Origin of the sequence: Sodalis sp. RH16 (genome assembly GCF_047324245.1) — a bacterium.
Lineage (GTDB): Bacteria > Pseudomonadota > Gammaproteobacteria > Enterobacterales > Enterobacteriaceae > Acerihabitans > Acerihabitans ligni.
The window spans coordinates 492,027-516,109 of record NZ_CP178737.1 but is presented as its reverse complement, the minus strand read 5'-3'; the positions used below and the strand labels follow the sequence as shown (position 1 = coordinate 516,109).

General features: G+C 55.6%; 25 protein-coding genes and 3 tRNA genes. 18 read left to right on the top strand and 10 right to left on the bottom strand.

Annotated elements, in window-relative coordinates:
* Window positions 1-34: 34 nt before the first annotated feature.
* The 7 genes from rbfA to ACL2XJ_RS02320 all read left to right on the top strand — a co-directional run bounded on the left by rbfA (window position 35) and on the right by ACL2XJ_RS02320 (window position 7,322).
* Complete coding sequence (gene rbfA, locus ACL2XJ_RS02350; RefSeq protein WP_132925799.1) at window positions 35-439, top strand: 30S ribosome-binding factor RbfA; 405 nt, start codon at window positions 35-37, stop codon at window positions 437-439.
* Window positions 439-1,386, top strand: coding sequence for a tRNA pseudouridine(55) synthase TruB (gene truB, locus ACL2XJ_RS02345; RefSeq protein ID WP_413725521.1), 948 nt, complete (start codon window positions 439-441; stop codon window positions 1,384-1,386). Before rbfA ends, truB begins: the two co-directional genes overlap by 1 nt.
* A 119-nt stretch (window positions 1,387-1,505) precedes the next feature.
* On the top strand, window positions 1,506-1,775 hold the full coding sequence (rpsO, locus tag ACL2XJ_RS02340) for a 30S ribosomal protein S15 (protein ID WP_074012496.1): 270 nt from the start codon (window positions 1,506-1,508) through the stop codon (window positions 1,773-1,775).
* A gap of 302 nt (window positions 1,776-2,077) precedes the next feature.
* Window positions 2,078-4,195, top strand: a complete 2,118-nt coding sequence (pnp, locus tag ACL2XJ_RS02335) for a polyribonucleotide nucleotidyltransferase (RefSeq protein WP_203523943.1) — start codon at window positions 2,078-2,080, stop codon at window positions 4,193-4,195.
* A gap of 150 nt (window positions 4,196-4,345) precedes the next feature.
* Window positions 4,346-5,233: a lipoprotein NlpI gene (nlpI, locus tag ACL2XJ_RS02330; protein ID WP_132925805.1), complete on the top strand. Its 888-nt coding sequence runs from the start codon at window positions 4,346-4,348 to the stop codon at window positions 5,231-5,233.
* Between the two features lie 104 nt (window positions 5,234-5,337).
* Window positions 5,338-5,397 carry a protein YrbN gene (gene yrbN / locus ACL2XJ_RS02325; RefSeq protein WP_132928005.1) on the top strand — a complete coding sequence of 20 codons (60 nt, stop codon included), beginning with the start codon at window positions 5,338-5,340 and terminating at the stop codon, window positions 5,395-5,397.
* An 11-nt stretch (window positions 5,398-5,408) separates the two neighbouring features.
* Window positions 5,409-7,322 (top strand): DEAD/DEAH family ATP-dependent RNA helicase, encoded by a 1,914-nt coding sequence (locus ACL2XJ_RS02320; protein ID WP_132925807.1) that lies wholly within the window; start codon window positions 5,409-5,411, stop codon window positions 7,320-7,322.
* Window positions 7,323-7,571: 249 nt separating this feature from the next.
* Here ACL2XJ_RS02320 and ACL2XJ_RS02315 read toward each other — a convergent pair whose 3' ends face one another.
* From ACL2XJ_RS02315 to ubiU, 3 genes are all read right to left on the bottom strand, one after another.
* Window positions 7,572-8,579, bottom strand: a complete 1,008-nt coding sequence (locus ACL2XJ_RS02315; protein ID WP_413725520.1) for a luciferase-like monooxygenase — start codon at window positions 8,577-8,579, stop codon at window positions 7,572-7,574.
* A gap of 140 nt (window positions 8,580-8,719) precedes the next feature.
* A complete protein-coding gene (locus ACL2XJ_RS02310) occupies window positions 8,720-9,598 on the bottom strand; it encodes a U32 family peptidase (protein ID WP_132925811.1) in 879 nt (292 codons plus the stop codon).
* Between the two features lie 12 nt (window positions 9,599-9,610).
* Window positions 9,611-10,606: a ubiquinone anaerobic biosynthesis protein UbiU gene (gene ubiU, locus ACL2XJ_RS02305; protein WP_203523941.1), complete on the bottom strand. Its 996-nt coding sequence runs from the start codon at window positions 10,604-10,606 to the stop codon at window positions 9,611-9,613.
* Window positions 10,607-10,894: 288 nt separating this feature from the next.
* Between ubiU and ubiT the strand changes: the two genes are divergently transcribed.
* Both ubiT and ACL2XJ_RS02295 read left to right on the top strand, forming a co-directional pair.
* Window positions 10,895-11,419, top strand: coding sequence for a ubiquinone anaerobic biosynthesis accessory factor UbiT (gene ubiT / locus ACL2XJ_RS02300; RefSeq protein ID WP_132925815.1), 525 nt, complete (start codon window positions 10,895-10,897; stop codon window positions 11,417-11,419).
* Window positions 11,413-11,922, top strand: a complete 510-nt coding sequence (locus ACL2XJ_RS02295) for a GNAT family N-acetyltransferase (protein ID WP_132925817.1) — start codon at window positions 11,413-11,415, stop codon at window positions 11,920-11,922. The genes ubiT and ACL2XJ_RS02295 overlap by 7 nt, the downstream gene beginning before the upstream one ends.
* Window positions 11,923-11,927: 5 nt before the next feature.
* Here the strand turns inward: ACL2XJ_RS02295 and ACL2XJ_RS02290 are convergent, their stop codons facing one another.
* Window positions 11,928-12,227, bottom strand: coding sequence for a GIY-YIG nuclease family protein (locus tag ACL2XJ_RS02290; protein ID WP_132925819.1), 300 nt, complete (start codon window positions 12,225-12,227; stop codon window positions 11,928-11,930).
* A gap of 172 nt (window positions 12,228-12,399) precedes the next feature.
* Between ACL2XJ_RS02290 and ACL2XJ_RS02285 the strand changes: the two genes are divergently transcribed.
* Complete coding sequence (locus tag ACL2XJ_RS02285) at window positions 12,400-12,858, top strand: YhbP family protein (RefSeq protein ID WP_413725519.1); 459 nt, start codon at window positions 12,400-12,402, stop codon at window positions 12,856-12,858.
* Between the two features lie 222 nt (window positions 12,859-13,080).
* Here the strand turns inward: ACL2XJ_RS02285 and ACL2XJ_RS02280 are convergent, their stop codons facing one another.
* The 6 genes from ACL2XJ_RS02280 to rsmC all read right to left on the bottom strand — a co-directional run bounded on the left by ACL2XJ_RS02280 (window position 13,081) and on the right by rsmC (window position 16,861).
* On the bottom strand, window positions 13,081-13,602 hold the full coding sequence (locus ACL2XJ_RS02280; RefSeq protein WP_413725518.1) for a type 1 glutamine amidotransferase domain-containing protein: 522 nt from the start codon (window positions 13,600-13,602) through the stop codon (window positions 13,081-13,083).
* Window positions 13,603-13,953: 351 nt separating this feature from the next.
* Window positions 13,954-15,048, bottom strand: coding sequence for a GGDEF domain-containing protein (locus tag ACL2XJ_RS02275; protein WP_413725517.1), 1,095 nt, complete (start codon window positions 15,046-15,048; stop codon window positions 13,954-13,956).
* Between the two features lie 240 nt (window positions 15,049-15,288).
* A tRNA-Leu gene (locus tag ACL2XJ_RS02270) sits at window positions 15,289-15,375 on the bottom strand.
* Window positions 15,376-15,437: 62 nt separating this feature from the next.
* Window positions 15,438-15,524 (bottom strand) — tRNA-Leu (locus ACL2XJ_RS02265).
* Window positions 15,525-15,560: 36 nt separating this feature from the next.
* Window positions 15,561-15,647, bottom strand: a tRNA-Leu gene (locus ACL2XJ_RS02260).
* A 161-nt stretch (window positions 15,648-15,808) separates the two neighbouring features.
* Window positions 15,809-16,861: a 16S rRNA (guanine(1207)-N(2))-methyltransferase RsmC gene (gene rsmC / locus ACL2XJ_RS02255; RefSeq protein ID WP_413725516.1), complete on the bottom strand. Its 1,053-nt coding sequence runs from the start codon at window positions 16,859-16,861 to the stop codon at window positions 15,809-15,811.
* A gap of 110 nt (window positions 16,862-16,971) precedes the next feature.
* Here rsmC and ACL2XJ_RS02250 point away from each other — a divergent pair, with 110 nt between their 5' ends.
* The 8 genes from ACL2XJ_RS02250 to deoA all read left to right on the top strand — a co-directional run bounded on the left by ACL2XJ_RS02250 (window position 16,972) and on the right by deoA (window position 24,047).
* Complete coding sequence (locus ACL2XJ_RS02250) at window positions 16,972-17,376, top strand: DNA polymerase III subunit psi (RefSeq protein WP_413725515.1); 405 nt, start codon at window positions 16,972-16,974, stop codon at window positions 17,374-17,376.
* Window positions 17,354-17,797, top strand: coding sequence for a ribosomal protein S18-alanine N-acetyltransferase (gene rimI / locus ACL2XJ_RS02245; protein ID WP_203523935.1), 444 nt, complete (start codon window positions 17,354-17,356; stop codon window positions 17,795-17,797). The genes ACL2XJ_RS02250 and rimI overlap by 23 nt, the downstream gene beginning before the upstream one ends.
* Window positions 17,798-17,942: 145 nt before the next feature.
* Window positions 17,943-19,532 carry a peptide chain release factor 3 gene (gene prfC, locus ACL2XJ_RS02240; protein WP_132925832.1) on the top strand — a complete coding sequence of 530 codons (1,590 nt, stop codon included), beginning with the start codon at window positions 17,943-17,945 and terminating at the stop codon, window positions 19,530-19,532.
* A gap of 513 nt (window positions 19,533-20,045) precedes the next feature.
* Window positions 20,046-20,651 (top strand): molecular chaperone OsmY, encoded by a 606-nt coding sequence (osmY, locus tag ACL2XJ_RS02235; protein ID WP_132925834.1) that lies wholly within the window; start codon window positions 20,046-20,048, stop codon window positions 20,649-20,651.
* Window positions 20,652-20,799: 148 nt separating this feature from the next.
* Entirely contained in the window at window positions 20,800-20,961 is a 162-nt protein-coding gene (locus ACL2XJ_RS02230) for a DUF1328 domain-containing protein (RefSeq protein WP_132925836.1), read from the top strand.
* Between the two features lie 64 nt (window positions 20,962-21,025).
* On the top strand, window positions 21,026-21,217 hold the full coding sequence (locus ACL2XJ_RS02225; RefSeq protein ID WP_132925838.1) for a CsbD family protein: 192 nt from the start codon (window positions 21,026-21,028) through the stop codon (window positions 21,215-21,217).
* Window positions 21,218-21,447: 230 nt separating this feature from the next.
* Entirely contained in the window at window positions 21,448-22,242 is a 795-nt protein-coding gene (locus tag ACL2XJ_RS02220) for a TatD family hydrolase (protein WP_132925840.1), read from the top strand.
* 476 nt (window positions 22,243-22,718) lie between these two features.
* The gene (gene deoA, locus ACL2XJ_RS02215) at window positions 22,719-24,047 is read left to right on the top strand and encodes a thymidine phosphorylase (protein ID WP_413725514.1); all 1,329 of its coding nucleotides are present in this window, start codon (window positions 22,719-22,721) and stop codon (window positions 24,045-24,047) included.
* Window positions 24,048-24,083: the final 36 nt, after the last annotated feature.

Here is a 24,083-nt window from a genome sequence, read left to right as displayed (position 1 = left end):
CATTATGCCCCCTGTTTTGTCTGGAGAATTTAGAATGGCAAAAGAATACAGTCGCACCCAGCGCGTCTCGCAGGAGATGCAAAAAGAAATCGCCATCATCCTGCAACGCGAAATCAAAGACCCCCGTGTGGGCATGGCGACGGTTTCCGCTGTGGAAGTCTCGCGCGATCTGGCTTATGCCAAGGTATTTGTGACTTTCCTCAATGATAACGAGCCTCAGCAAATCAAAACGGGCATTAACGCCTTGCAGGATGCGTCCGGGTTTATCCGCAGTTTGCTGGGTAAAGCCATGCGCCTGCGGGTGGTGCCGGAACTGACGTTCGCCTATGACAATTCGCTGGTGGAAGGGATGAGAATGTCCAACCTGGTGAGCCAGGTGGTACAGCAGGATCGCGCCCGGCGCACCGAATCGGAACCGGACGAGGACAAGGAGGACTGATGGGGCGTCCCAGTCGTCGCGGCCGAGACATAAACGGTATCGTTCTGGTGGATAAGCCCATGGGGCTTTCCTCTAATGATCTGCTGCAAAAAGTGAAGCGCCTGTTCGCGGCCAACAAAGCCGGGCATACCGGCGCGCTGGATCCCCTGGCCACCGGGATGCTGCCCATCTGCCTGGGTGAAGCCACCAAGTTTTCCCAGCATTTGCTGGATGCGGACAAGCGCTATCGGGTGGTGGCCCGGCTGGGGCAGCGCACCGATACGTCGGATGCGGAAGGGGCGATTATCAGCGAGCGCCCGGTGGACCTGGGCCAGCAGCAGCTGGAGCAGGCCCTGCAGCGCTTTCGTGGGGAATCCATGCAGATTCCCTCCATGTATTCGGCGCTGAAACACCAGGGCCGGCCCCTGTACGAGTATGCGCGCCAGGGTATCGAAGTGGAGCGCGCCGCCCGGCCGATCCGGGTTTATGAGCTGAAGTTGGCGCACTGGGATCAACAGAGCCTCGAACTGGAAATCCATTGCTCGAAGGGCACCTATATCCGCACCATTATCGACGATCTCGGCGAAATGCTTGGCTGCGGCGCCCATGTTATCGAGCTGCGCCGTCTGGCGGTGGCTGATTATCCCACCGAGCGGATGGTGACGCTGGAGCAATTGCGCGCCCTCAGCGGCGAAGACCCGGCCGCCGCCGATACCCTGGCCACCCTTGATAAGCTGCTGCTGCCTATGGACAGCGCGGTGTCCGCCATGCCGGAAGTCAATCTTACCGCGGTGCTGGCCGGTTATGTCAGGCTGGGGCAAGCGGTATCGGTGTCGTCGGGAGATACGCCGCAAAACGCCATGGTCCGATTGACCGAAGGGCCGGAGCGCGCCTTTTTCGGCGTGGGGGAAATCACCGAGCCGGGCATGGTCGCGCCCCGCCGGCTGGTGGCGGAAGCCCGCGGCTGAATGAGTCTGCGCCTTGCTTCCGGCCGAGGCTAAGAGTAGAATAGCGCGGCTTATGAATGGGGTTGCTGAATTAGAGATCGGCGCCTGTGTGTATTTCACAATAATTTTGGAGTGTTATAATGTCTCTAAGTGTTGAAGCAAAAGCAAAAATCGTTACTGATTTCGGCCGTGATGCCAAAGATAGCGGTTCCACCGAGGTTCAGGTTGCTCTTTTAACCGCTCAAATCAGCCATTTGCAAGGCCATTTTGCGGAACATAAGAAAGATCACCATAGCCGTCGTGGTCTGCTGCGCATGGTTTCACAGCGTCGTAAGCTGCTTGACTACCTGAAAGGTAAAGATGTCGCACGTTATACCAGCCTGATCGAGCGTCTGGGTCTGCGTCGTTAAGCCAGACAGTTTTGGTAGAAAGGGGCCTTATGCGGCCCCTTTCTTCTAGGCAGCGATAACCGTTCAAGGTAATGTGTTGTTGCTGATGAAGATTCTTCAATTGCTGAGATTCGCGCGGCTAATGAGAGGCTTTATCCAGGGGGATAAGGATTGTCATTAGTCGCGAGGATGCAATAGGAAGATGGGTGGTACCCTAAATAATTCGAGTTGCTGGAAAGCCAACGCACCTGCAACTTGAGGTATGGCGGGTATTGTTATCGGCGAGCGAGACAGAGAAGCCCGCCCAGAAAAAGGATATCATTTTGCTAAATCCGATTGTACGCAAGTTTCAATATGGACAACATACGGTTACGCTTGAAACCGGAATGATGGCCCGCCAGGCCACTGCCGCCGTTATGGTCAGCATGGACGACACCGCCGTATTCGTTACCGTTGTGGGTGCTAAACATGCCAAACCGGGACAGGACTTTTTTCCGCTCACCGTTAACTACCAGGAACGCACTTATGCCGCCGGCCGTTTCCCGGGCGGCTTCTTCCGCCGCGAAGGCCGTCCCAGCGAAGGCGAAACCCTGATTTCCCGTTTGATAGACCGTCCCATCCGTCCGCTGTTTCCTGATGGATTCCTGAACGAAGTCCAGGTCATTGCCACCGTGGTTTCCGTTAATCCGCAGGTCAGCCCGGATATCGTGGCCATGATCGGCGCTTCCGCCGCATTGAGCCTGTCCGGCATCCCGTTCAACGGTCCCATCGGCGCCGCGCGGGTCGGATATATCAACAAGCAGTACGTATTGAATCCCACCACCGCCGAACTGGCTGGAAGCCAGTTGGACCTGGTGGTCGCCGGTACGGCGAATGCGGTTCTGATGGTGGAATCCGAAGCGCAGCTGCTGAGCGAAGACGAAATGCTGGGCGCCGTGGTCTTTGGCCATGAACAGCAGCAGGTCGTGATTGAAAACATCAAGGCCCTGGCGGCGGAAGCCGGCAAACCGAGATGGGATTGGCACGCGCCGGAAGTCAACGCCGATTTGCAGGCCCGGGTTGCCGAACTGGCCGAAGCCCGTCTGGGTGATGCTTACCGCATCACGGAAAAACAGGCGCGCTACGCCCAGGTTGACGCCATCAAGTCTGACGTTGCCGCGGCGCTGCTGGCTCAGGACCCTGCCCTTGACGACGGAGAAATTCAGGAACTGCTGGGCAGCCTGGAAAAAACCGTGGTCCGCAGCCGGGTGCTGCGCGGTGAACCGCGCATCGACGGCCGTGAAAAAGACATGATCCGCGGTCTTGATATCCGTACCGGCGTATTGCCGCGCACCCATGGTTCGGCACTGTTTACCCGTGGCGAAACCCAGGCGCTGGTAACCGCCACCCTGGGCACCGAGCGTGACGCGCAAAATATAGACGAATTGACCGGCGAGCGTACCGATCGTTTTCTGCTACACTATAACTTCCCTCCGTACTGCGTGGGTGAAACCGGCATGGTCGGTTCGCCGAAGCGCCGGGAAATCGGCCATGGCCGACTGGCTAAGCGCGGCGTGCTGGCCGTGATGCCGAAAGCCAATGAGTTCCCGTACACCGTGCGTGTGGTGTCGGAAATCACCGAATCCAACGGTTCTTCCTCCATGGCTTCCGTGTGCGGCGCTTCGCTGGCGCTGATGGATGCCGGCGTGCCGATCAAAGCGGCAGTGGCCGGGATCGCCATGGGACTGGTGAAAGAAGGGGATAGCTTTGTCGTGCTGTCGGACATCCTGGGTGATGAAGATCATCTTGGCGACATGGACTTCAAAGTGGCCGGTAGCCGCGAAGGCGTCACCGCGTTGCAGATGGATATCAAGATTGAAGGCATCACCCGCGAGATCATGCAGGTGGCGTTGAATCAGGCCAAAGGCGCCCGCCTGCATATCCTGGGCGTGATGGAACAGGCTATCAGTACGCCGCGCGGCGATATTTCTCAGTTCGCACCCCGTATTCATACCATCAAAATCAATCCGGACAAGATCAAGGATGTGATTGGCAAGGGTGGCTCGGTGATTCGCGCCCTGACGGAAGAAACCGGCACGACCATTGAAATCGAAGATGACGGCACGGTCAAAGTCGCTGCCACCGACGGTGAGAAAGCGCGCCATGCCATTCGCCGTATCGAAGAGATTACCGCTGAAATTGAAGTGGGCCGGGTCTATAATGGTAAAGTGACGCGTATTGTCGATTTTGGCGCCTTCGTGGCAATCGGCGGCGGCAAAGAAGGTCTGGTGCATATTTCCCAGATTGCCGACAAGCGTGTGGAAAAAGTGGCCGACTATTTGCAAATGGGACAAGAAGTGCCGGTCAAGGTATTGGAAGTTGATCGTCAGGGGCGCGTGCGTTTAAGCATCAAAGAAGCCACCACGCCCGGTCAGGATGCGGCAGTACCTGAAGTAGAATAAATCGGCACGATAAAAGAGTATAATTACTGTTAGCGCAATTTACAGCTCCTTACGCGGTAGGGAGCTGATCGTATCACAAGGGCGGGACGCCTTGTGTTAAGCCGATGGGGGACAGGACGTTCATCCAATGTTTTTCTTCGGGAGTGGGAAATGAGGCCTTACTTGCGCTGGTGGTTCGTTGCGATGGCGTTTATGCTGGCAGGATGCAGCAACATTGATTGGCGTAGTAAAGATGACGTATTAGCTGTTCCCTTACAGCCGACGTTACAACAGGAAGTCATCCTGGCGCGCATGGAACAAATCCTGGCGAGCCGGGCACTAACCGATGATGAACGAGCACAGCTATTATATGAGCGCGGAGTGCTGTATGATAGTCTTGGGTTGCGTGCGCTAGCGCGGAATGATTTTTCACAAGCGCTGGCAATACGACCCGATATGCCGGAAGTTTTTAATTATCTCGGCATATATTTAACGCAGGCAGGCAATTTTGATGCTGCCTATGAAGCGTTTGATTCTGTACTAGAGCTTGATCCAACTTACAATTACGCGTATTTAAACCGTGGCATCGCCTTGTATTATGGAGGCCGCTACCGTTTAGCGCAGGATGATCTGCAGGCGTTTTATCGCGACGACCCAAATGATCCATTCCGTTCGCTGTGGCTTTACCTGGTGGAGAAGCAAATCGACACCAACAAAGCCAAAGACGCGCTGGCACAGCGCTATCAGAAAGCGAACAGGGGGCAATGGGGATGGAATATTGTCGAGTTCTACCTGGGGGACATCAGTGAAACAACGCTGATGGAGCGCCTTAAGGCGGACGCAACGGATAACACTTCGCTCGCCGAGCATCTCAGTGAAACTGACTTCTATTTAGGTAAACACTACCTGAGTCTGGGGGACAAGAACTCCGCTTCGGCGCTGTTCAAACTGACGGTCGCTAACAACGTACATAACTTTGTTGAGCACCGCTATGCATTGTTGGAATTGGCGCTTTTAGGCCAAGGGCAAGACGACCTATCAGAATCGGACCAGCAATAGCTGACGAACTAAACAACTCAGCCCGATACCTTTTTTTTATCACCTGCGAGGGTGAGGGCTTGTTTGTCCGTTTTTAATCCAATTTGAGCCGGTTCACACTTTTGATGAAAATGACTGAAAGTTTTCACGACGAGGTATGTAGACTGGCCGCCATGATGAAATGAGGCACGTGTACATGTCTGAAGTTGAAACCTCCTTTGCTGATTTGGGACTCTCCACTCCCATCCTCAACGCTCTTCTCGATCTGGGCTACGAAAAACCATCGCCAATCCAGTTAGAGTGTATCCCGCAGTTGCTGGCGGGCCGTGATGTCCTGGGCATGGCGCAAACCGGGAGCGGGAAGACCGCTGCGTTTGCTTTGCCCCTATTACATAATATTGATGCGGAACTGGCCGCTCCCCAAGTGCTGGTTCTGGCGCCGACCCGTGAGTTGGCGGTACAGGTCGCGGAAGCGATTTCCGATTTTGCCAAGCATATGAAAGGCATTAACGTGGTGGCGCTTTACGGCGGCCAGCGTTATGACGTCCAGTTGCGCGCCCTGCGCCAAGGGCCGCAGGTTGTCGTGGGTACGCCGGGTCGTCTGCTGGACCATTTGAAACGCGGCACCCTCGATTTATCCAAACTCAGCGGTTTGGTGCTGGATGAAGCCGATGAAATGCTGCGTATGGGCTTTATCGAAGACGTGGAAACCATTATGGCGCAAATCCCCGCCAAGCATCAGACGGCGCTGTTTTCCGCCACGATGCCTGAGGCGATTCGCCGGATTACCCGTCGTTTCATGAACGATCCGCAGGAAGTCAGGATTCAGTCCAGCGTGACCACCCGTCCCGATATCAGCCAGAGTTACTGGACGGTGCACGGCATGCGCAAGAATGAAGCGCTGGTGCGTTTCCTCGAAGCGGAAGATTTCGACGCCGCCATCATCTTCGTGCGCACCAAAAACGCCACGCTGGAAGTGGCGGAAGCGCTGGAGCACAGCGGTTACAACAGCGCCGCCCTTAACGGCGATATGAACCAGGCCTTGCGTGAACAAACCCTGGATCGCCTGAAGGACGGTCGTCTGGATATTCTGATTGCCACCGATGTGGCGGCTCGCGGACTGGATGTGGATCGTATCAGCCTGGTGGTGAACTATGATATTCCGATGGATTCGGAATCCTATGTGCACCGTATCGGCCGTACCGGCCGTGCGGGCCGCGCCGGACGCGCGCTGCTGTTCGTTGAGAACCGCGAACGCCGTTTGCTGAAGAATATCGAACGTATCATGAAGCTGGCTATTCCAGAAGTGGAAATCCCTACCGGCGAGTTGCTCAGCCAGCGCCGTCTGGAAAAATTCGCCTCGAAGGTCCAGGCCCAGTTGGAAAGCAGCGATTTGGATATGTATCGCGCCCTGCTGGCGAAGCTTCAGCCGCTGGAAGAGCTGGATATGGAAACCCTGGCCGCGGCACTTCTGAAAATGGCCCAGGGCGAACGTCCGCTGATCCTGCCGCCGGATCCGGTTATTGACCGTCGTCCGCGCCGTGAATTCCGCGAACGTGATGAACGCCGCCCGGAAAGCGCCGGTGCCGGTGGTGAACGTCCGGCACGCCGTGAACGTCGCGACGTGGGTGAAATGGATTTGTACCGCATTGAGGTGGGCCGTGACGACGGGGTGGAAGTTCGCCATATCGTGGGCGCCATTGCCAACGAAGGCGATATCAGCAGCCGGTACATCGGCAATATCAAGCTGTTCGCTTCCCACTCCACCATCGAACTGCCGAAGGGTATGCCGGGGGATATGCTGTCGCATTTCACCCGTACGCGTATTCTTAACAAGCCGATGAATATGCAATTTGTGGGTGAAGCCCAGGCCCAACCCCGCGGTGAACGCCGTGGCGGCGCACCTCGCGGCGGTTTCGGCGGCGGTGAACGTCGTGAAGGCGGCAGCGCTCCAGCCGGCGCGCCGGCCCGCCGTAACTTCAGCGATCGCCGTGAAGGCGGAGCAAGCACCGAGCGCCGTTTCAGCCGCGACGGCCAGCGCGCCCCGCGCCGTGATGGCGACAGCGCCGCCGCACCGGCAGGCCGCCGCCGTTTCGGTAGTGATGCATAAGATAGGATGACAAACCGCCCAAGGGCGGTTTCAGACTGCTGGCAAATGTGCTCGGAGTCAATAAGGCGGGATAGGCTGCCAGAAGAGCAAACCGTCCGAGCCATGGATGGCGCGGATCGAGCCCCCAGGGATGGGTTTACGGCGTGTTTACGATCTGGCAGCCTGTCCCGACCAGGCACTTTGTCAACAAAATCAACCGCCTTATCGGCGGTTTTTTTTTGCCCTGAATCCGGCCTCGGCCGGTGAGAATTACACCGTCAGCTCCGACCTAACACTCATGGCGATTTCAAATGAGCGCAGCCGGGCCTGGTGATCAAAAATCTGTCCGTTAATCATCAGCTCATCGGCCCCGGTTTCGGTCAATATTGCCTGCAGACCGGCACGGACCTTTTCCCGGCCCCCCACCACCGACATGCGTAGCGCCTGTTCGACGCCATACTGTTCTCCCGCCGACCATAACGCTTCGATATCTTCCACCGGCGCCGGCAACGGACCCGGTCGGCCGCGGCGCAGATTGGTAAACTGCTGCTGCATTGAGGTGAACAGATAGCGGGCGTTGCGATCGCTATCGGCGGCAATTACGTTGATGCAGACCATGGCGTAGGGTTTTTCCAACGAAGCCGAAGGCTTGAACTGTTCACGGTAGATGTCCAACGCTTGCCACAGCATATCCGGCGCGAAATGGGAGGCGAAGGCGAACGGCAGACCCAGGGCCGCGGCCAGCTGGGCGCTATAGAGGCTTGAGCCCAGCAGCCATATGGGCACATGCAGGCCCTGGCCCGGCACCGCCTGGACGGGCGCCCCGGGCTGCACGTCGTCGAAATACATCAACAGCTCCTGCACGTCGCGGGGGAAATTTTCGGTATCGCCGGCGAGATGGCGGCGCAGCGCCACCATGGTCCGTTGATCGGTGCCGGGGGCCCGGCCGAGGCCTAAATCAATCCGGCCCGGATAGAGCGTCGCCAGGGTACCGAACTGTTCAGCTATCACCAGCGGGGAGTGGTTCGGCAGCATGACTCCGCCGGATCCCAGACGCAGGGTCTGGGTACCGCCGGCGATATAACCCAGCAGGACCGAGGTGGCGGCGCTGGCGATACCGGTCATATTGTGATGCTCCGCCAGCCAATAGCGGTTATAACCCCAGGTTTCGGCATGACGGGCCAGATCCAGGGACGATTCGAATGCCTGACGGGGCGTCGCGCCCTGCGGCACCGGAGAGAGATCGAGAAGAGAAAACGGAACGGGTTGTTGTGCCATAATGTTACTCGCAGTCAATGGCGCCGATAGCTTTGCCGGCTAATGATAACTATGAGTATCAACCAAAATGGAATTTTTCGATACGCATAAAAAGCTGGGCCGTTTGTTCCGTATCCGCCTCCGATCCCGTGACGGGGCTGTCACTCCACCAATGTCAATCCGGCGACCCGGCGCCAATAGCCATTGCAATCGGCATGTTGACTTAGGGGCAACGGCCGCTGTCCCTGCTCATTGGCACGAAAGCGCTCCAGCATCGCCAGGGTATCCATGCCCTGCGGGGACAGGCGCACAACGTCCACCAAATCCACCATGGAGGGCAGCTCATTGATCAGGTTATAGCAATAACCGCTTTGAGTCTGTATGCCGTTCAGCACGAAGACCTGCTGCTGCTCTTGGGACAAGACCCGCCGGCCTTGGGGATATTGGATACAGCAGGTCTGGCATTCATCTTTCGGCCGGTTTTCCGAGCGGGCGGTGAAACAGCGGGCGGAATAGGCCAGGGGCAAATGGCCGTAGCTGAACAGCTCCACTTCGAATTGCCGGCGAAATCCCAATTCCTCGCACTGCAGTAGAATATTTTGCAGCCAGTCCCGCGACAGCTCTACCGGCATACACCAGCGCACCATGCCTTGCCGATGCAAAATACGCAGCGTATAGGCGTTGTAACAGTTCAGGGCCGGACCCGCCGCAAAAGGCAAACCTTTTTCCGCCGCCATTTGGACCACGCCGATATCGTTCGCTTCCAGCAAAAAATCACCGTTGTCGAGATAACGCTTTATTTCCGTCAGCTCGGATGGCGCCTGAATCAGCGCCAGAGTGGAAAGAACCACCTGCTTGCCCGACTGCGCCACGGCGGCCGCCAATTCCAGCCAATCGCCGGTTTTAAGCGCGCGGCGTTTGCTGCAGACGGTTTCTCCCAGATAGATAACGTCGGCGCTGCCGGCGCTGGCGGCGGCGTAAAACGCCTCGATATCGGCTTTAGACCAGTAATAGAGTACCGGTCCTAATGCATATTTCATGTCGGTCTCCTGTTACTGCCAACGACGGTGATAGGCGCCCAAGGTGGTTTGGGTCCCTTCGGATACCGCGCCCAGCGCTTCGTTCCAGGCGGCCAGCGGTTCGAAATGCCGGGGATCCGCCAGGCAGCTGTCGATGGCCTGGCGCCAGACCTTGGTCACCTGGCTGACATAGGCCGGGCTGCGCTGCCGTCCTTCTATTTTCACCGAGGCGATATTGGCGGCCATAAGCTCCGGCAGCAGTGCCAGCGTATTGAGGCTGGTGGGCTCCTCCAGGGTATGGTATCGCTGGCCGTCCACAAAATAGCGGCCTTTGCATAAGGTGGGATAGCCGGCGTTTTCCTCCGGCAGATATCGGTCTATCAGGACATCGTTCAGGCGCGATTCCATCCCCGCCTCGGTTTGCTGCCAGCGGACAAAACGCGCAGGCGAGCAGGCGCCCACCGTATTCGGCGATTCACCGGTCAGGTAAGAGGAGAGGTAACAGCGTCCCTCTGCCATAATACACAGGCTGCCGAAGGCAAAGACTTCCAGCGGTACGGTACTTGTAAGCGCTAATTGTTTCACCTGATGCATGGACAGTACGCGGGGTAGTACCACCCTTGATACGGCGAAATGCTGCTGATAAAAACGGATGGCGGCTTCGTTGGTTGCCGACGCCTGTACCGAAACATGGCGTTCCACCTGCGGATAGCGTTCCGCCGCATACTCAAGCATGGCCGGATCGGACAGGATCAGGACATCCGCGCCGCCCTGTGCCGCGGTGTCAACCGCGCGCTGCCAGCGGGCGTAGCCGTCGGGATGGGCGAAGGTGTTAATGGCCACATGCAGTTTTCGCCGGTGGCGATGGATATACTCCTGCGCTTCATTGAAACGTTTTTCGGTAAAATTAAGACCGGCGAAATGGCGGGCGTTGGTATCGTCCTTAAGGCCGATATAAACCGCATCGGCGCCGTTATCCACCGCCGCTTTGAGGGCCGGCAGGTTGCCGGCGGGACAGAGCAACTCCATATGGCTCCCGATTGCTGGATGAACCTTCCCCAGATTGGGGAAGGCATTAAAAGTTCATTGGCCAACAGCTTGTTTTATCGGCAAATGATCATGCGTGATTGTGGCAATTCTAAATAAGGCGTGCCGCCGGTATTTTGATTTGGGGCAGCTTATGGCGTAATGGCGGCTTGAAAACCATAATTTCCTAAGGGAAATAGGCGATCTTTGTTGGAAAATAATTGATATAGACCCCGATTGGTTTTATTCACTGTGGCAAAATAGCTTAAGGTTCTTAGAGGAGTAGAAACAGTGTTGGATAAACTACGAGCAGACATAGTGCGCCGGGGGCCGTCGCTATTGCGCTTGCCAATCAAATTCACCCCTTTCGCGCTTAAGCGCCAAGTGTTGGAGCAAGTGTTGCGCTGGCAGTTTCGCGAAGCGCTGGCGGAAGGCGAGTTGGAGTTTTTATCCGGCCGCTGGCTGAGAATCGACGTTACCGACATGGCGTTGGAGTGGTATATGACCATCGACGACGGTCAGTTGAAAGTCAGCCGTCAGGCGCAAGCGGAGGTGAGTTTTAGCGGTAATGCCAACGATCTCATCCTGATTGCCGCCCGGAAGGAAGATCCCGATACCTTGTTTTTCCAGCGCCGTTTGCGCATTGAGGGAGATACCGAGTTGGGTTTGTACGTCAAGAATTTGATGGATGCCGTTGATCTGACCACGATGCCTGCGCTGCTGCGCATCGCATTGGCGCAAATGGCCGAGTTTATTGAAGCCGGGTTAAAAGAGGGCGCGGGCGGTGAAGGCATCCGCGTTTCCCCGTCGTGCTGATCAGGGCGGAAATACCGGTTGACGCGCCGGGTATTGATGCTCTGCTGCGCCGCGCCTTTCAACGTGATGCCGAGGCGGATTTAGTGCAACGGCTGCGTGAGGACGGACTTCTCACCCTGGGCATTGTGGCCACCGACCCAGAGGGCGGCGTAATCGGTTATGCCGCCTTCAGCCCGGTGTGGATCGAAGGTGAAGATTGCCAATGGGTGGGGCTGGCGCCGCTGGCGGTGGAAGATGAATTTCGCCATCAGGGCATCGCGCGGCAACTGGTGTATGAAGCGCTGGATATGCTTAACGAGTTCGGCTATCGCGGGGTGGTGGTGCAGGGGGATCCCGCTTATTACGCAGCGCTGGGCTTTGTTCCCGCCGCCCATGGACATTTGCATTGCCAACAGTTCGCCGCCGCCGCCCCCCTGCACATTTTCACCTTGGCTGAAGACGCGATGGCGGACGCAAACGGTCGGGTGGAATATGCCGAGCCTTTCAACCAGCTGTTGAATTGAACACTTCACGCCCGCCGGGGAAACACGCTGGACCACATATCTTCCAGGGCGGATACCGGTGCGGACACTAATTGCTCTTTTTGGCCGTGGGTCAATTGCTTAATCCGATATTCCCATTGCAGAGCATTGCTTCTGTCGCCGGCGGGGCAATGGAATACCAGCGTGAGCGGCCCTCTGCCCCGCAGCGCCTTTGCCCCGACGCCGCGTTCATGCTGCCTTAGCCGTCGCGTTACGTCGGTGGTGATACCGGTATACAGAATACCGTCGCCGGTACGTATTAAATAAAGATACCAGGATGTGCTCATGGCGTAGCGGGAGGCTCCGGGAAATCGTGGTCACGGGGCGGTTATTGTAACCTATTTCACCGGCCCGGGGCTAAATCGGAGAAACGATGAAATTTCCGGCAGAAAAGAAGTGGACAGTCTGTGACGCACCGCTATATTCTGATAAAAACCTTATAGAGAGTAAGCAATTGCCGTGAAGACAGACTCCGACCTTAAAGCCATCGTCGCTTATCTGAAAAAACAGCACGTGTTGTCGATGAGTGTCGGCGATGCCCAAAGCCTCTGGTGCGCCAATTGCTTTTATGCGCTTAATGAAGCCGAAATGACGCTGTATATGCTGACGGATCACGGCACCCGCCACGGAACGTTGCTGGCGCAATACCGGCATGTGGCGGGCACCATCAGCGATCAGACCATCACCGTCAGCCTGATCAAAGGCGTCCAGTACAGTGGTGAAATGACGGTGCTCAGCGGCCCACAGGCGGATGAAGCGCGTAAGCTTTATACCTCGCGTTTCCCGCTGGCGAAAATCGCCAGCACGCCCATCTGGCAGCTAAGATTGGATGAAATCAAATTTACCAACAACAAGCTGGGTTTCGGCACCAAGCTAAGCTGGGTCCGGGAAGCCGGTAATACACCAGAAAGAGTATAGGCCTGATGGTCACCAGGGCTATCAGACTGCTGACAAGCGTACTCGGAGTTAATAAGTAGGGACAGGCTGCCAGAAGAGTAAACCGTCCGCGCCAGGGACGGTGCGGATCGAGCCTCCAAGGATGGATTCACGGCGTGTTTACGATCTGGTAGCCTTTCCCGACCGGTCACATTGCCCACAAGCTCAAAGGCCTGATGGTAACCAGGCCTATGATCGGTACCGTTACTTCTTATTCAGAATACGCAGTGATTCGCGATTGAACGCGGGTAAATCATCCGGCGTACGGCTGGTGACCAGCGTGTCGTTATCCACAACCACTTCTTTGTCAAAGAAATCGGCCCCGGCATTGATCAGATCCACCACGATGGGTTTGACGGCGGTCATTTTTTTGCCGCGCGCCGCGTCGGCGCTGATCAGCAGCTGCGGACCATGACAGATGGCAAAAATAGGCTTGCCGCTGGCGGCGAAAGCGCGGGTAAACTCAACGAAACGATCATCCCCCCGCAGCGAATCGGGCGAATGGCCGCCGGGCAGCAACAAGGCGTCAAAGTCTGATTCATTCACATCGTCTATGGCCTTATCGATGGTAACTTTAGCTTCCCCGCGTTTACCGGTGATGGTGTTGCCGGCTTTTTTCTCTATGGTGATAACCTGATGTCCGGCATTCTGATACGCTTGAGCCGGGGAGGTAAATTCGGCATCTTCAAATTCATCGGTGATCAAAACAGCGATTTTCTTGCTCATCCCGTCCTCCGTTTAGTAAGAATTGAGCTCAACTAAGCCTAGTGCTGAATCAGACAGGCGGCAAGTAAGGCGGTTAAACCGGGAGAATAACAGCGGTTTATTGAGGAGCGGAAAAATGTCACCGAAGAACATAAGCGAACGGCAAAACGGCGCCTAAAGGCCGGTATGAGCAGAATATTCGTTAAATTATAAATAATTGGTCTAATGTTTCAAAATAAATATTTTCTTTGAATCTTATTAATATATTTTATTTTCAGCGGGATATAACCGGGATATTCTTTTCCTCAGTATTCCATGGTTTAAGATAATACTGAGGTATTTATTGGCATGCCGTCGAACAACACCGGCCATTCAGGTTTTGGCGGACAATTTCATCTGCTGCTCGGTTTTATATCCGGCAATTTCAATGGAGTTTCTGCCGCGGTTTTTCGCTAAATAGAGCGCGGTATCGGCGGCGCGCAGCGAGGCCTCAATATCATTGTCGGCCATCACGGCAATACCGGCGCTTAACGTCACGTTAGTGGAAACCTTGTCATTAAACTTATGGGGAATTTTCAAATCCAGCACCGCCTGCCTTACGGCTTCGGCACAGGCGATGGCGATACTTTCGTCGACGTCAATCAGCATGACCAAAAACTCCTCGCCGCCGTAACGCACGACGATATCCCTGGAGCGGACCGTATCACGAATGGCTGCCGCCACGGCCACCAGTGCGCTGTCCCCCATGGTATGGCCGTAGTTATCGTTGTAGGCTTTGAAATGATCGATATCCAGCAGCAGTATATAGTGGCGAACCGGCCGATCGCCGGGCAGATTATTCAGCCTATTATGCAAACCCCGGCGGTTATAGAGTCCGGTCAGCGGATCGATCATGCTCAGATCGCTGAATTTTTCCCTTTCTTCGCTTAACCGTCTCACCAGTTCGGACGTAAAGGCTTCGCTGCGTTTTTGCATGAGGTTATGCAGTGAAAAGCTGACAAGAGGCAACGCGATGGTGAAAAGCAGCGTCAGGATATGGGCAAAATCATCCAGTACGATAACGGTCAAGGCCGACGGCAAACTATGCAGGCAAAACGCGATAAAGTTATCGGTGAGCGAGATGGCGCTGATAAAAAATATCACCATCAGGCTGTATAATAAAAAGTCGCTATCGTTGACGGCGGTGTTATGAAAGCGAATGTCGATATGCCAAGCCCATAACATGCCAATACAAAGTGCAAAAAAATTCAGTTCATGCGCATAGCTTTTCAATTGGAAGTTACAGGCTATTATTGCTGACCCGCAAAATAGCGCCACTATAAGAGAAGGTAAAGTAGCGGAAGCGGAATTATTTAAAGCATTAAGCACATAAAATATCGAAAGTGCGATATTAAGAAGAAGAAACAATAGCAGCGAGAGGCGATGCTTACTCTTACGAAGTTCATCATAACTATAAATATTTATCATGTCCTAACTGGTAAGCTCCATCGATGGAAAATGGCTATAACAGACGACACGAATCCTGGAAAGAGTTTCGTGTTAATAATTTTGTTTGGTTTTTATATTTAAAATTTTAATGCCCGTTAGGATAATTTAACAGTTTTATGGGTTCCTGTCATCCGCCGATGTGCGGGGCCGGCTTATGGGCGGACAGTGCGAATGATTCTAATGAGGGGGATTTATCGGAACATGAGTGATAAAGAAATTTGGTGCGAAGAGAGGGACTTGAACCCTCACGTCCGTAAGGACACTAACACCTGAAGCTAGCGCGTCTACCAATTCCGCCACCTTCGCACAACGTTCTTCATCATGTTGAATTTTACCGCGACTACACTCTATCCGGCATCGCCACCGATTGGTGCGAAGGGAGGGACTTGAACCCTCACGTCCGTAAGAACACTAACACCTGAAGCTAGCGCGTCTACCAATTCCGCCACCATCGCGTGCAAGTCGGTCGTGCCGATAGGCTGTGGTTGTGCTGGTACGAAGAGAGGGACTTGAACCCTCACGTCCGTTAAGACACTAACACCTGAAGCTAGCGCGTCTACCAATTCCGCCACCTTCGCATGACACCGGCCTGGCTTACGCCCTGCCACCACGGAGGCGAATTCTAGAGGTTTTGGCGTCAAGGTCAATAATTATTTGAGCTGAAGCGGGCATTTGACGTAAAAAAAGCGGTGCCTCGCGCAAATTTCCGTCTCCTGTCCGCTTTGGCATTCAATGTGGGTTACGCCCCTTTGCCGGACTTGCCTTTCCCGCGTGAAACGGTATGGATAGCCTGGTAGACCTTGAACCGGCCGGTTTGCGCCAATACGGTGTGGTTACCAAACACCGCGTCCAACAGCGCCGGGTAGGGTAGGAAGGCATTGGCGACGATGCGCAGCTGGCCGCCGATGCGCAGATGGGCCTGCGCGCCGCGAATCAGATTTTCCGCCGCCTGCAGATTGGTGTGCATGCCGTCATGGAAAGGCGGGTTGGACAAAATCATATCAAAACGCCCCGGCAAACCTGAATAGACATCGCTCACCACCACGTTGCCGGTGAGATGATTGCTGTCCAGTGTGGCCTGGCTGGCGGCCAATGCCGGCGCATGCACATCGCCGAGGGTCAGGTCCAGCCCGGGAAACCGGGTGGCCAGCACCGCCGCCAGCACCCCGGTGCCGCAGCCGATATCCGCTATGGCGCCGCTCACCGGCTTTTCAAAGGTGGAGAGTAAAAGCTGGCTGCCCGTATCCAGCCCGTCCCGGCTGAACACCCCCGGCAGGGTTTTTATCGTCAGCCCGTCAAGCTGATAGCCGCTCCAGAACGAGTCCAGATCAAAGTGCGGGGCGTTTTGCAGGCTGCCGTGGTACAAACCGCAGCGGCGGGCGCTGTCGATTTTGGTCAACGGGCAATATTCCGCCAGCATCGGTTCGGCGCTGCGCACGCCGCTGCGGTTCTCTCCCACTACAAACACATCGGCGCCAAGGGGCAGCAACGAGAGTACGTTAAACAGCTGGAATTGAGCTTCCGGCTTGTTTTTCGGCCAGAAATAGATAAGCGTATCGCATTGCCGGACAAAATCGGCTTCCGCCAGCAAACCGTAGCGCACGTTTTCCGCGGGCATTTTCCCTTGCAGCGCCAGACAGTGATGATACCAGGCGGTATGGACCAATACGTTTTCGGCCTCGAGTTCGGCGGGCAGCAAATCCTGTACATCGCCGGCAAACAGTACCCGCTTATTCAAAAAATCGTCTTCGTGACGAAGTATCACTTCACTGGCTGGTGTTAACACTGGCATGCGACAAAGGCTCCTCATTAATCCGAGCGGGGAGTATAGTGCTTTATTGCCCCGTGTTCGATGGGTTTGGTAGCATGGCGGTGTGAATTTACCTCGCGAACGGAAAAGTAATGACATCAAGACGCGATTGGCTGTTGCATCAACTGGGTATCACGCAATGGACGCTGCGGCGTCCCGCCGCGCTGTCGGGGGAGGTGGCGGTGGTGTTGCCGCCGGAAATCCGCCTGTTGATCGTGGCCGAGGCGCCGCCGGCGGCGGAGCATCCTCTGGTGGGGGATGTGGCGCGCAGCCTGGGCCTGTCACTGCATCAGTTATACCGGCTTACGCCTGAACAGGTAGTGATGCTGCCCTCGGAGACCCGCTGCCACAGCTGGTGGATGGGGCTTGAGGCGACGCGTTCCCTGTCCGGGGTCTCTTTTACCACGCCGCCGCTGGCCGCCCTGCTGGGCAACGCCGCGGCCAAGCGCGATCTATGGCAGCAGATTTGTCGTTATGAACAAGATTTCTCCGCTTAGCCCCGCCGATCTACGGGATGCGTGGCATATTGAGCAGGCCAGCCATGCATTCCCCTGGTCGGCAAAGACTTTCGCCGATAATCAGGGCGATCGGTATCTGAATTTCAAGCTTTCCGTCGGGGAACGGCTGGCGGCATATGCCATTACCCAAACGGTGCTTGACGAAGCGTCGCTGTTCAATATCGCCGTTCATCCCGAATACCAGCGCCGCGGCTTAGGGCGAGAACTCCTGGAATACCTTATCGGCGAATTGGAGAACCGGGGCATATTGACGTTATGGCTGGAAGTCCGGAAATCCAATTCCGCCGCCATTGCGCTGTATCAGTCCCTGGGGTTCAACGAGGTCTCGGTGCGACGTGATTATTATCCTGCCGCCGCCGGGCGCGAGGATGCCATCATCATGGCCCTGCCATTGGGATGACGGCGGGATTCGCCGCGCCGCCGCCTTCCTGCAAATCGACGTACTCAGGATATATCAATAGACCCGGTCTCCATGTAGAATCTGGCATCGGCAACATTTTATTAGAAAACGCGTACATCAAGATGTACCCATCGAGAAACAGAAGATGAAGAATGCTTCTTACGCCGCGGAAGTTGCGGCCCGGCGAACTTTTGCGATCATATCGCACCCCGACGCCGGTAAAACCACCATTACTGAAAAAGTCCTGCTGTTCGGACACGCCATCCTTACCGCCGGGACGGTAAAGGGCAGAGGCTCAAGCCACCACGCGAAATCCGACTGGATGGAAATGGAAAAACAGCGCGGCATCTCCATTACCACGTCGGTCATGCAGTTCCCTTATCAGCATGCCCTGATCAATTTGCTGGATACCCCCGGGCATGAGGACTTCTCGGAAGACACCTATCGGACGCTGACGGCGGTGGACTGCTGCTTGATGGTTATCGACGCCGCCAAAGGCGTGGAAGACCGTACCCGTAAGCTGATGGAAGTTACCCGCCTGCGGGATACGCCGATCCTGACCTTTATGAACAAGGTCGATCGCGATATCCGCGATCCGACGGAGCTGCTGGATGAAGTGGAGCACGAGCTTCGTATTGCCTGTGCGCCCATTACCTGGCCCATCGGCTGCGGTAAATTATTCAAAGGGGTTTACCACCTCTATAAGGACGAGACTTACCTCTATCAGACCGGTCAGGGCCATACCATCCAGGAAGTGAGGATTGTCAAAGGCCTGAATAATCCCGATTTGGATAAAGCCGTCGGGGAAGATCTGGCGGCGCAGCTGCGGGAAGAGCTGGAACTGGTGCAGGGCGCGTCCCATCCGTTCGAGGAGCAGGCATTCCTGCGCGGCGAACTTACCCCGGTCTTTTTCGGCACCGCGCTGGGCAATTTCGGCGTCGATCATATGCTGGACGGTTTGGTGGCCTGGGCGCCCCCGCCGATGCCGCGTAAAACCGATACCCGCGTCGTTACCGCCGACGAGGAGAAATTTACCGGCTTCGTCTTTAAAATCCAGGCCAACATGGATCCTAAACACCGTGACCGCGTGGCCTTTATGCGCGTCGTGTCGGGGCGCTATGAAACCGGTATGAAGCTGTATCAGGTCAGGACCGGTAAAGAGGTGTTGATTGCCGATGCCCTGACATTCATGGCCGGCGACCGTTCGCATATTGAAGAAGCCTATCCCGGCGACATCATCGGCCTGCATAACCACGGCACCATTCAGATTGGCGACACCTTCACCCAGGGTGAAAAAATGAAGTTCACCGGTATTCCGAACTTCGCGCCGGAAATGTTCCGTCGTATTCGTTTGCGCGATCCGTTGAAACAAAAGCAGCTGCTAAAAGGCCTGGTCCAGCTCTCCGAGGAAGGCGCGGTACAGGTTTTCCGCCCCATTACCAATAACGATTTGATTGTTGGCGCCGTGGGCGTACTGCAGTTCGAAGTGGTGGTGGCCCGGTTAAAGAGCGAATACAACTGTGAAGCGCTGTACGAATCGGTGAATGTTTCCACCGCCCGCTGGGTTGAATGCAATGACCCAAAAAAACTCGAAGAGTTTAAACGCAAGAACGAGCTGAATCTGGCGCTGGATGGCGGTGATAACCTGTCTTATATTGCGCCGAGCATGGTGAACCTGAACCTGACTCAGGAACGCTACCCGGATGTGCATTTCCACAAAACCCGCGAGCATTAATCCTCCCGCCGTTTTTGGCATAGCAATAGGGGCCGGCATTCTCGAGCATTCGTTAATGCCGGGCTGAACGACAGAAGAGTCAATCCACCGGGCGCGTTGCCAACGGGCCCGGAACCTGGCTTTACCGTCATGCCTATTCCTGCCATGAAGTACGGATTGTTCCTAAATCCTTGCTTATCCATCAATTTTGATGATTTTTAACTTCATAACCATGCAATTTGTTATTTCTGGTCTATAGTTAAATTGTCGCTGACGAAACGGTGTATTTAGCTAGTTAAACCGTTTGAATTAGAGTGAAAAGCTACCGACTGCATTTTGAAAGCAATAACTCTCTATATTGTGCAGAAACATATAGCCATAGCCTTAATCCTGTTAATCGAATGAGTCACCGCCATATCGCGGTGCCCCAAGATTTTGATGCTTTCCCGGTGAATCGGCCGGGTGGCAGTTAGTACGGCCGCATTTGCGGCAAAAAAAACCCTGATTCGGGTAGATAGCGAAAAGGAAACACCTATGAAAAACTTACATATTTCACAGACTCTTACGGCTTTAGTTCTCGGTACCATCCTCGCCGGCACCTCCGCGATGGCCAATGATACCATTAAGACCGATGCCAACAGTACCGCGGCTAAAATCGATAACTCGATGAAGAGCGCCTCCAACTATATGGGCGACAGCGCGGTTACCGCGAAAGTGAAGAGCGCGCTGGTAAGCGATAAAGGCATCAACAGCACCGATATCTCCGTTGAGACCAATCACGGCATGGTGACGTTGAGCGGTTTCGTTAACGATCAGATGCAAGCTGAACGTGCGGTTACCGCCGCCAAATCTGTGGATGGCGTAAGCAGCGTCAGCGATAAGCTTCATGTTAAAGAAGCCGGTACTACCGCCAAATCCTATGCCAGCGACTCCGCCATAACCAGCGAAGTGAAAGCTAAATTCCTGGCCGACAGCGTAGTCCCGTCGCGTAAGATCAAAGTGACCACTGACAATGGCGTGGTTCAGCTCAGCGGCCGCGTGCAAAATGCACGGGTAGCCGATCGCGCTGAAAGCGTTGCAAAAGCCGTTGACGGTGTGAAAAGCGTTAAAAACGATTTGCGGGTAATTCAAAAATCATAATAGTTTGGGGATTAATGTTCCTAGAACATTAATCCCGGGCATGGGCACGAAATAGTAATGTAGCAACCTGCCCGGGGAGCGAGCCGTTCCCCTTAATCCGGGTAGACACGAAAAAAAATATTTCAATTATTTGGGTAAGGAGAGGCTTATGTTTCGTTGGGGCATTATATTCTTGGTTATCGCTTTAATTGCCGCAGCTTTAGGTTTCGGTGGTTTGGCGGGTACAGCAGCATGGGCGGCCAAAATAGTCTTCGTGGTCGGCATTATACTGTTCCTGATCAGCTTGTTTACCGGCCGTCGGCGTTTGTAGCGAGCAATTGTCATAATATTCCTGTAAAGTCTTCACCCATGCGGTGAGTGCCGGGGAGGGGGATATGAATAGCGACATCGTTGTTGGCAGATTGAAGCAGTGGAAAAGCCAGATGTGGTTATTATGGGCGGAGTGGTTTGATAGCGACTGCGCCTGGGTTGCGGGAAGCAACGATTACCTCTCCGGGGTCATACAGGAAGATTACGGCAAATCCATACAACCCGCCACGGCGCCGGAATCAGAGAATCTTCATTGATTCACAGGATATTCTGGCTTTTTTGGCGGATGACAACAGGACCGCATATTCATCAGCGGTCATGTTTTTTTCTTCTGAACAGCCTGTTTTAACTTACTTTTCCTACATCCTCATTAACACTCCCTGTTTTAAAGCAATTATCATTATGTTCTATACTCCTCTGATTCGGCGTTGACGTTTATCATTCCCGTAGGTGAAAGAAAACGACGTGCTTTAGCTTAGGTGGCCTCATGACAAAACCGGTTTTCATCGATACGCATTGCCACTTCGATTTCTCCCCTTTCAGCGGTGATGAAGCCGGCAGTATTGCCCGTGCGAACGAGGCCGGCGTACAGCGGATCATCGTGCCTGCGGTGGAGGCGGATCGTTTCGCCGGCGTGCTTGCGCTGTCCGAGCGTTATCCGGCGCTGTATGCCGCCCTGGGAATGCATCCCATCGCCATACGCCGCCATGACGATGATGGGCTGGCGCTGCTTGAGCACTGTCTTCGTTCTCCCAGGGGCAAACTGGTGGCGCTGGGAGAAATCGGCCTGGATGATTATATCGACGAGCCATTGATGACGCGGCAGGTTGCCTTGCTGGAAGATCAGCTCCATTTGGCTAAACGCTATGATCTGCCGGTTATCCTGCATTCGCGCCGCACCCATGACCGGCTGGCCGCCCTGCTGCGGCGGGTCGATCTGCCCCGTACCGGCGTGGTGCATGGTTTCGCCGGCAGTTATCAGCAGGCGGAGGCGTTTATCAAGCGGGGTTATTATATTGGCGTCGGCGGGACCATCACCTATGCGCGCGCCACCAAAACCCGCGGCGTCATGGCGCGTTTGCCGCTGGAATGGCTGCTGCTTGAAACCGACGCGCCGGATATGCCGCTGTCGGGTTTCCAAGGGCAGCCCAACCGTCCCGAACGCGTGCGGGAAACCTTCCGGGTACTATGCGAGCTACGTGACGAGCCGCCGGAACGGATTGCTGAAATAATCTACCGCAATACCCTCGCTCTGTTTGGATTAGCGCGTTCTAACGCATAAATCTTTATCTACAGGCAGCTAATTTGCGCCAAGTGTGAAAAAATAGAAGCGCGCGTAAGGCAGGGCATTTTACCCCTGCGCCTCTGAGACAGGCTTATGCGGTGAGAGGGATCTCAGATGCCCGGTAACAGGGCCTTCTTCAAGGAACCAAGTCCGCTCGCCAACATGCAAAACCGGAAAGTTGGAGAGTACTATGAATAAGTTGATTGCGGCCCGTCGTGCGTACCATCGCCCTAGCGGCATCTTATCTTGCATCGGCCGGCCCCGTCATGGGACCGGAGCGGGGGGACGCATGCCGTTTCCGCTTCGGCGCCCCAAGCTTGCCGGCTTCTCTGCCCCCGATACCGGGCCACTCCTTGCCCCATCCCGATAGCGGCGATTAACCGCAGAATCAATTTGTAACGGATAAGGCGGATACTCCGCCCGGTGCTTTTTTTGGGGCGTGTTGCCCGCGTTAGCTTTTGCAGGGGGTTACCTTGTACCTGGCTCAAGAAATCATACGAAAAAAACGTGACGGCGAATCGCTGAATGAAGAAGAGATTCGCTTTTTTATCAATGGAGTACGGGATAATTCCGTGTCGGAAGGGCAAATCGCCGCGCTGGCGATGACCATTTTTTTCCACGATATGGATTTGCCTGAACGGGTGGCGCTGACGCTGGCGATGCGGGACTCGGGCCATGTCCTGGATTGGAAAAATTGTTCCCTGGACGGACCGGTGATGGATAAGCATTCCACCGGCGGCGTGGGCGATGTCACCTCCCTGATGCTGGGGCCGATGATCGCGGCCTGCGGCGGTTACGTGCCTATGGTGTCGGGGCGTGGTTTGGGCCATACCGGCGGGACGCTGGACAAATTGGAAGCTGTTCCGGGTCTGAATATCTTCCCGGACGACGACAAATTCCGCGCGCAGATTAAAACAGTAGGAGTGGCGATTATCGGCCAGACCAACTCGCTGGCGCCGGCGGACAAGCGATTCTATGCCACACGCGATATTACCGCGACGGTGGATTCCATTCCGCTGATTACCGCGTCGATATTGGCGAAAAAGCTGGCGGAGGGACTGGATGTTCTGGTGATGGACGTCAAGGTCGGTTCCGGCGCCCTGATGCCGGATTATGCCCGGTCGGTGGCATTGGCCGAGGCCATTGTCGGGGTAGCCAACGGCGCGGGGTGCAGGACCACGGCGCTGCTCACCGACATGAACCAGGTGCTGGCCTCCAGCGCCGGCAACGCGCTGGAAGTGCGTGAGGCGGTGCGCTTTCTTACCGGCGATGGACGCAACCCCCGCCTGTATGAAGTGACCATGGCCTTGTGCAGCGAGATGCTGGTTTCCGCCGGCCTGGCTGTCAGCGATGAAGTGGCCCGGGCGCGGCTCCAGCGGGTGCTGGACAACGGCGAAGCGGCGGAGCGTTTCGGCCGCATGGTGGCCGCCCAGGGAGGGCCCGCCGATTTTATCAGCCGCTATGACAGCTATCTGCCGGCGGCCACCCTGAGCAAACCGGTGCCGGCGCCACGGGGCGGCTATATCTGCGCCATGGATACCCGGCAGCTGGGGATGGCGGTAGTGGCTCTGGGGGGCGGCCGCCGCCGGGCCGGCGATGCCATTGATTACAGCGTCGGCCTGACGGATATGGTGCGGCTGGGGGACGTCGTGGAGGCAGGTCAACCGCTGGCGGTTATCCATGCAGCAAGCGAAGCCGGCTGGATTCAGGCCGCCCAGGCGGTACAGGCGGCGATCGCCATTGCCCCCGAGCCCCCGGCGGCGTTACCGGTGGTTTACCGCCGGATAGTCAACCAGGAATAAGATTTCGGGCGTCTTTGGTGAGACCGGGACGTTCCG

Bases quoted from the DNA above. Each gene is read 5' to 3' on its own strand.
- rbfA (WP_132925799.1), top strand. From the start codon at position 35: ATGGCAAAAGAATACAGTCGCACCCAGCGCGTCTCGCAGGAGATGCAA.
- truB (WP_413725521.1), top strand. From the start codon at position 439: ATGGGGCGTCCCAGTCGTCGCGGCCGAGACATAAACGGTATCGTTCTG.
- rpsO (WP_074012496.1), top strand. From the start codon at position 1,506: ATGTCTCTAAGTGTTGAAGCAAAAGCAAAAATCGTTACTGATTTCGGC.
- nlpI (WP_132925805.1), top strand. From the start codon at position 4,346: ATGAGGCCTTACTTGCGCTGGTGGTTCGTTGCGATGGCGTTTATGCTG.
- ACL2XJ_RS02320 (WP_132925807.1), top strand. From the start codon at position 5,409: ATGTCTGAAGTTGAAACCTCCTTTGCTGATTTGGGACTCTCCACTCCC.
- ACL2XJ_RS02315 (WP_413725520.1), bottom strand. From the start codon at position 8,579: ATGGCACAACAACCCGTTCCGTTTTCTCTTCTCGATCTCTCTCCGGTG.
- ACL2XJ_RS02310 (WP_132925811.1), bottom strand. From the start codon at position 9,598: ATGAAATATGCATTAGGACCGGTACTCTATTACTGGTCTAAAGCCGAT.
- ubiU (WP_203523941.1), bottom strand. From the start codon at position 10,606: ATGGAGTTGCTCTGTCCCGCCGGCAACCTGCCGGCCCTCAAAGCGGCG.
- ACL2XJ_RS02290 (WP_132925819.1), bottom strand. From the start codon at position 12,227: ATGAGCACATCCTGGTATCTTTATTTAATACGTACCGGCGACGGTATT.
- ACL2XJ_RS02280 (WP_413725518.1), bottom strand. From the start codon at position 13,602: ATGAGCAAGAAAATCGCTGTTTTGATCACCGATGAATTTGAAGATGCC.
- ACL2XJ_RS02275 (WP_413725517.1), bottom strand. From the start codon at position 15,048: ATGATAAATATTTATAGTTATGATGAACTTCGTAAGAGTAAGCATCGC.
- rsmC (WP_413725516.1), bottom strand. From the start codon at position 16,861: ATGCCAGTGTTAACACCAGCCAGTGAAGTGATACTTCGTCACGAAGAC.
- ACL2XJ_RS02250 (WP_413725515.1), top strand. From the start codon at position 16,972: ATGACATCAAGACGCGATTGGCTGTTGCATCAACTGGGTATCACGCAA.
- rimI (WP_203523935.1), top strand. From the start codon at position 17,354: ATGAACAAGATTTCTCCGCTTAGCCCCGCCGATCTACGGGATGCGTGG.
- prfC (WP_132925832.1), top strand. From the start codon at position 17,943: ATGAAGAATGCTTCTTACGCCGCGGAAGTTGCGGCCCGGCGAACTTTT.
- osmY (WP_132925834.1), top strand. From the start codon at position 20,046: ATGAAAAACTTACATATTTCACAGACTCTTACGGCTTTAGTTCTCGGT.
- ACL2XJ_RS02230 (WP_132925836.1), top strand. From the start codon at position 20,800: ATGTTTCGTTGGGGCATTATATTCTTGGTTATCGCTTTAATTGCCGCA.
- ACL2XJ_RS02225 (WP_132925838.1), top strand. From the start codon at position 21,026: ATGAATAGCGACATCGTTGTTGGCAGATTGAAGCAGTGGAAAAGCCAG.
- ACL2XJ_RS02220 (WP_132925840.1), top strand. From the start codon at position 21,448: ATGACAAAACCGGTTTTCATCGATACGCATTGCCACTTCGATTTCTCC.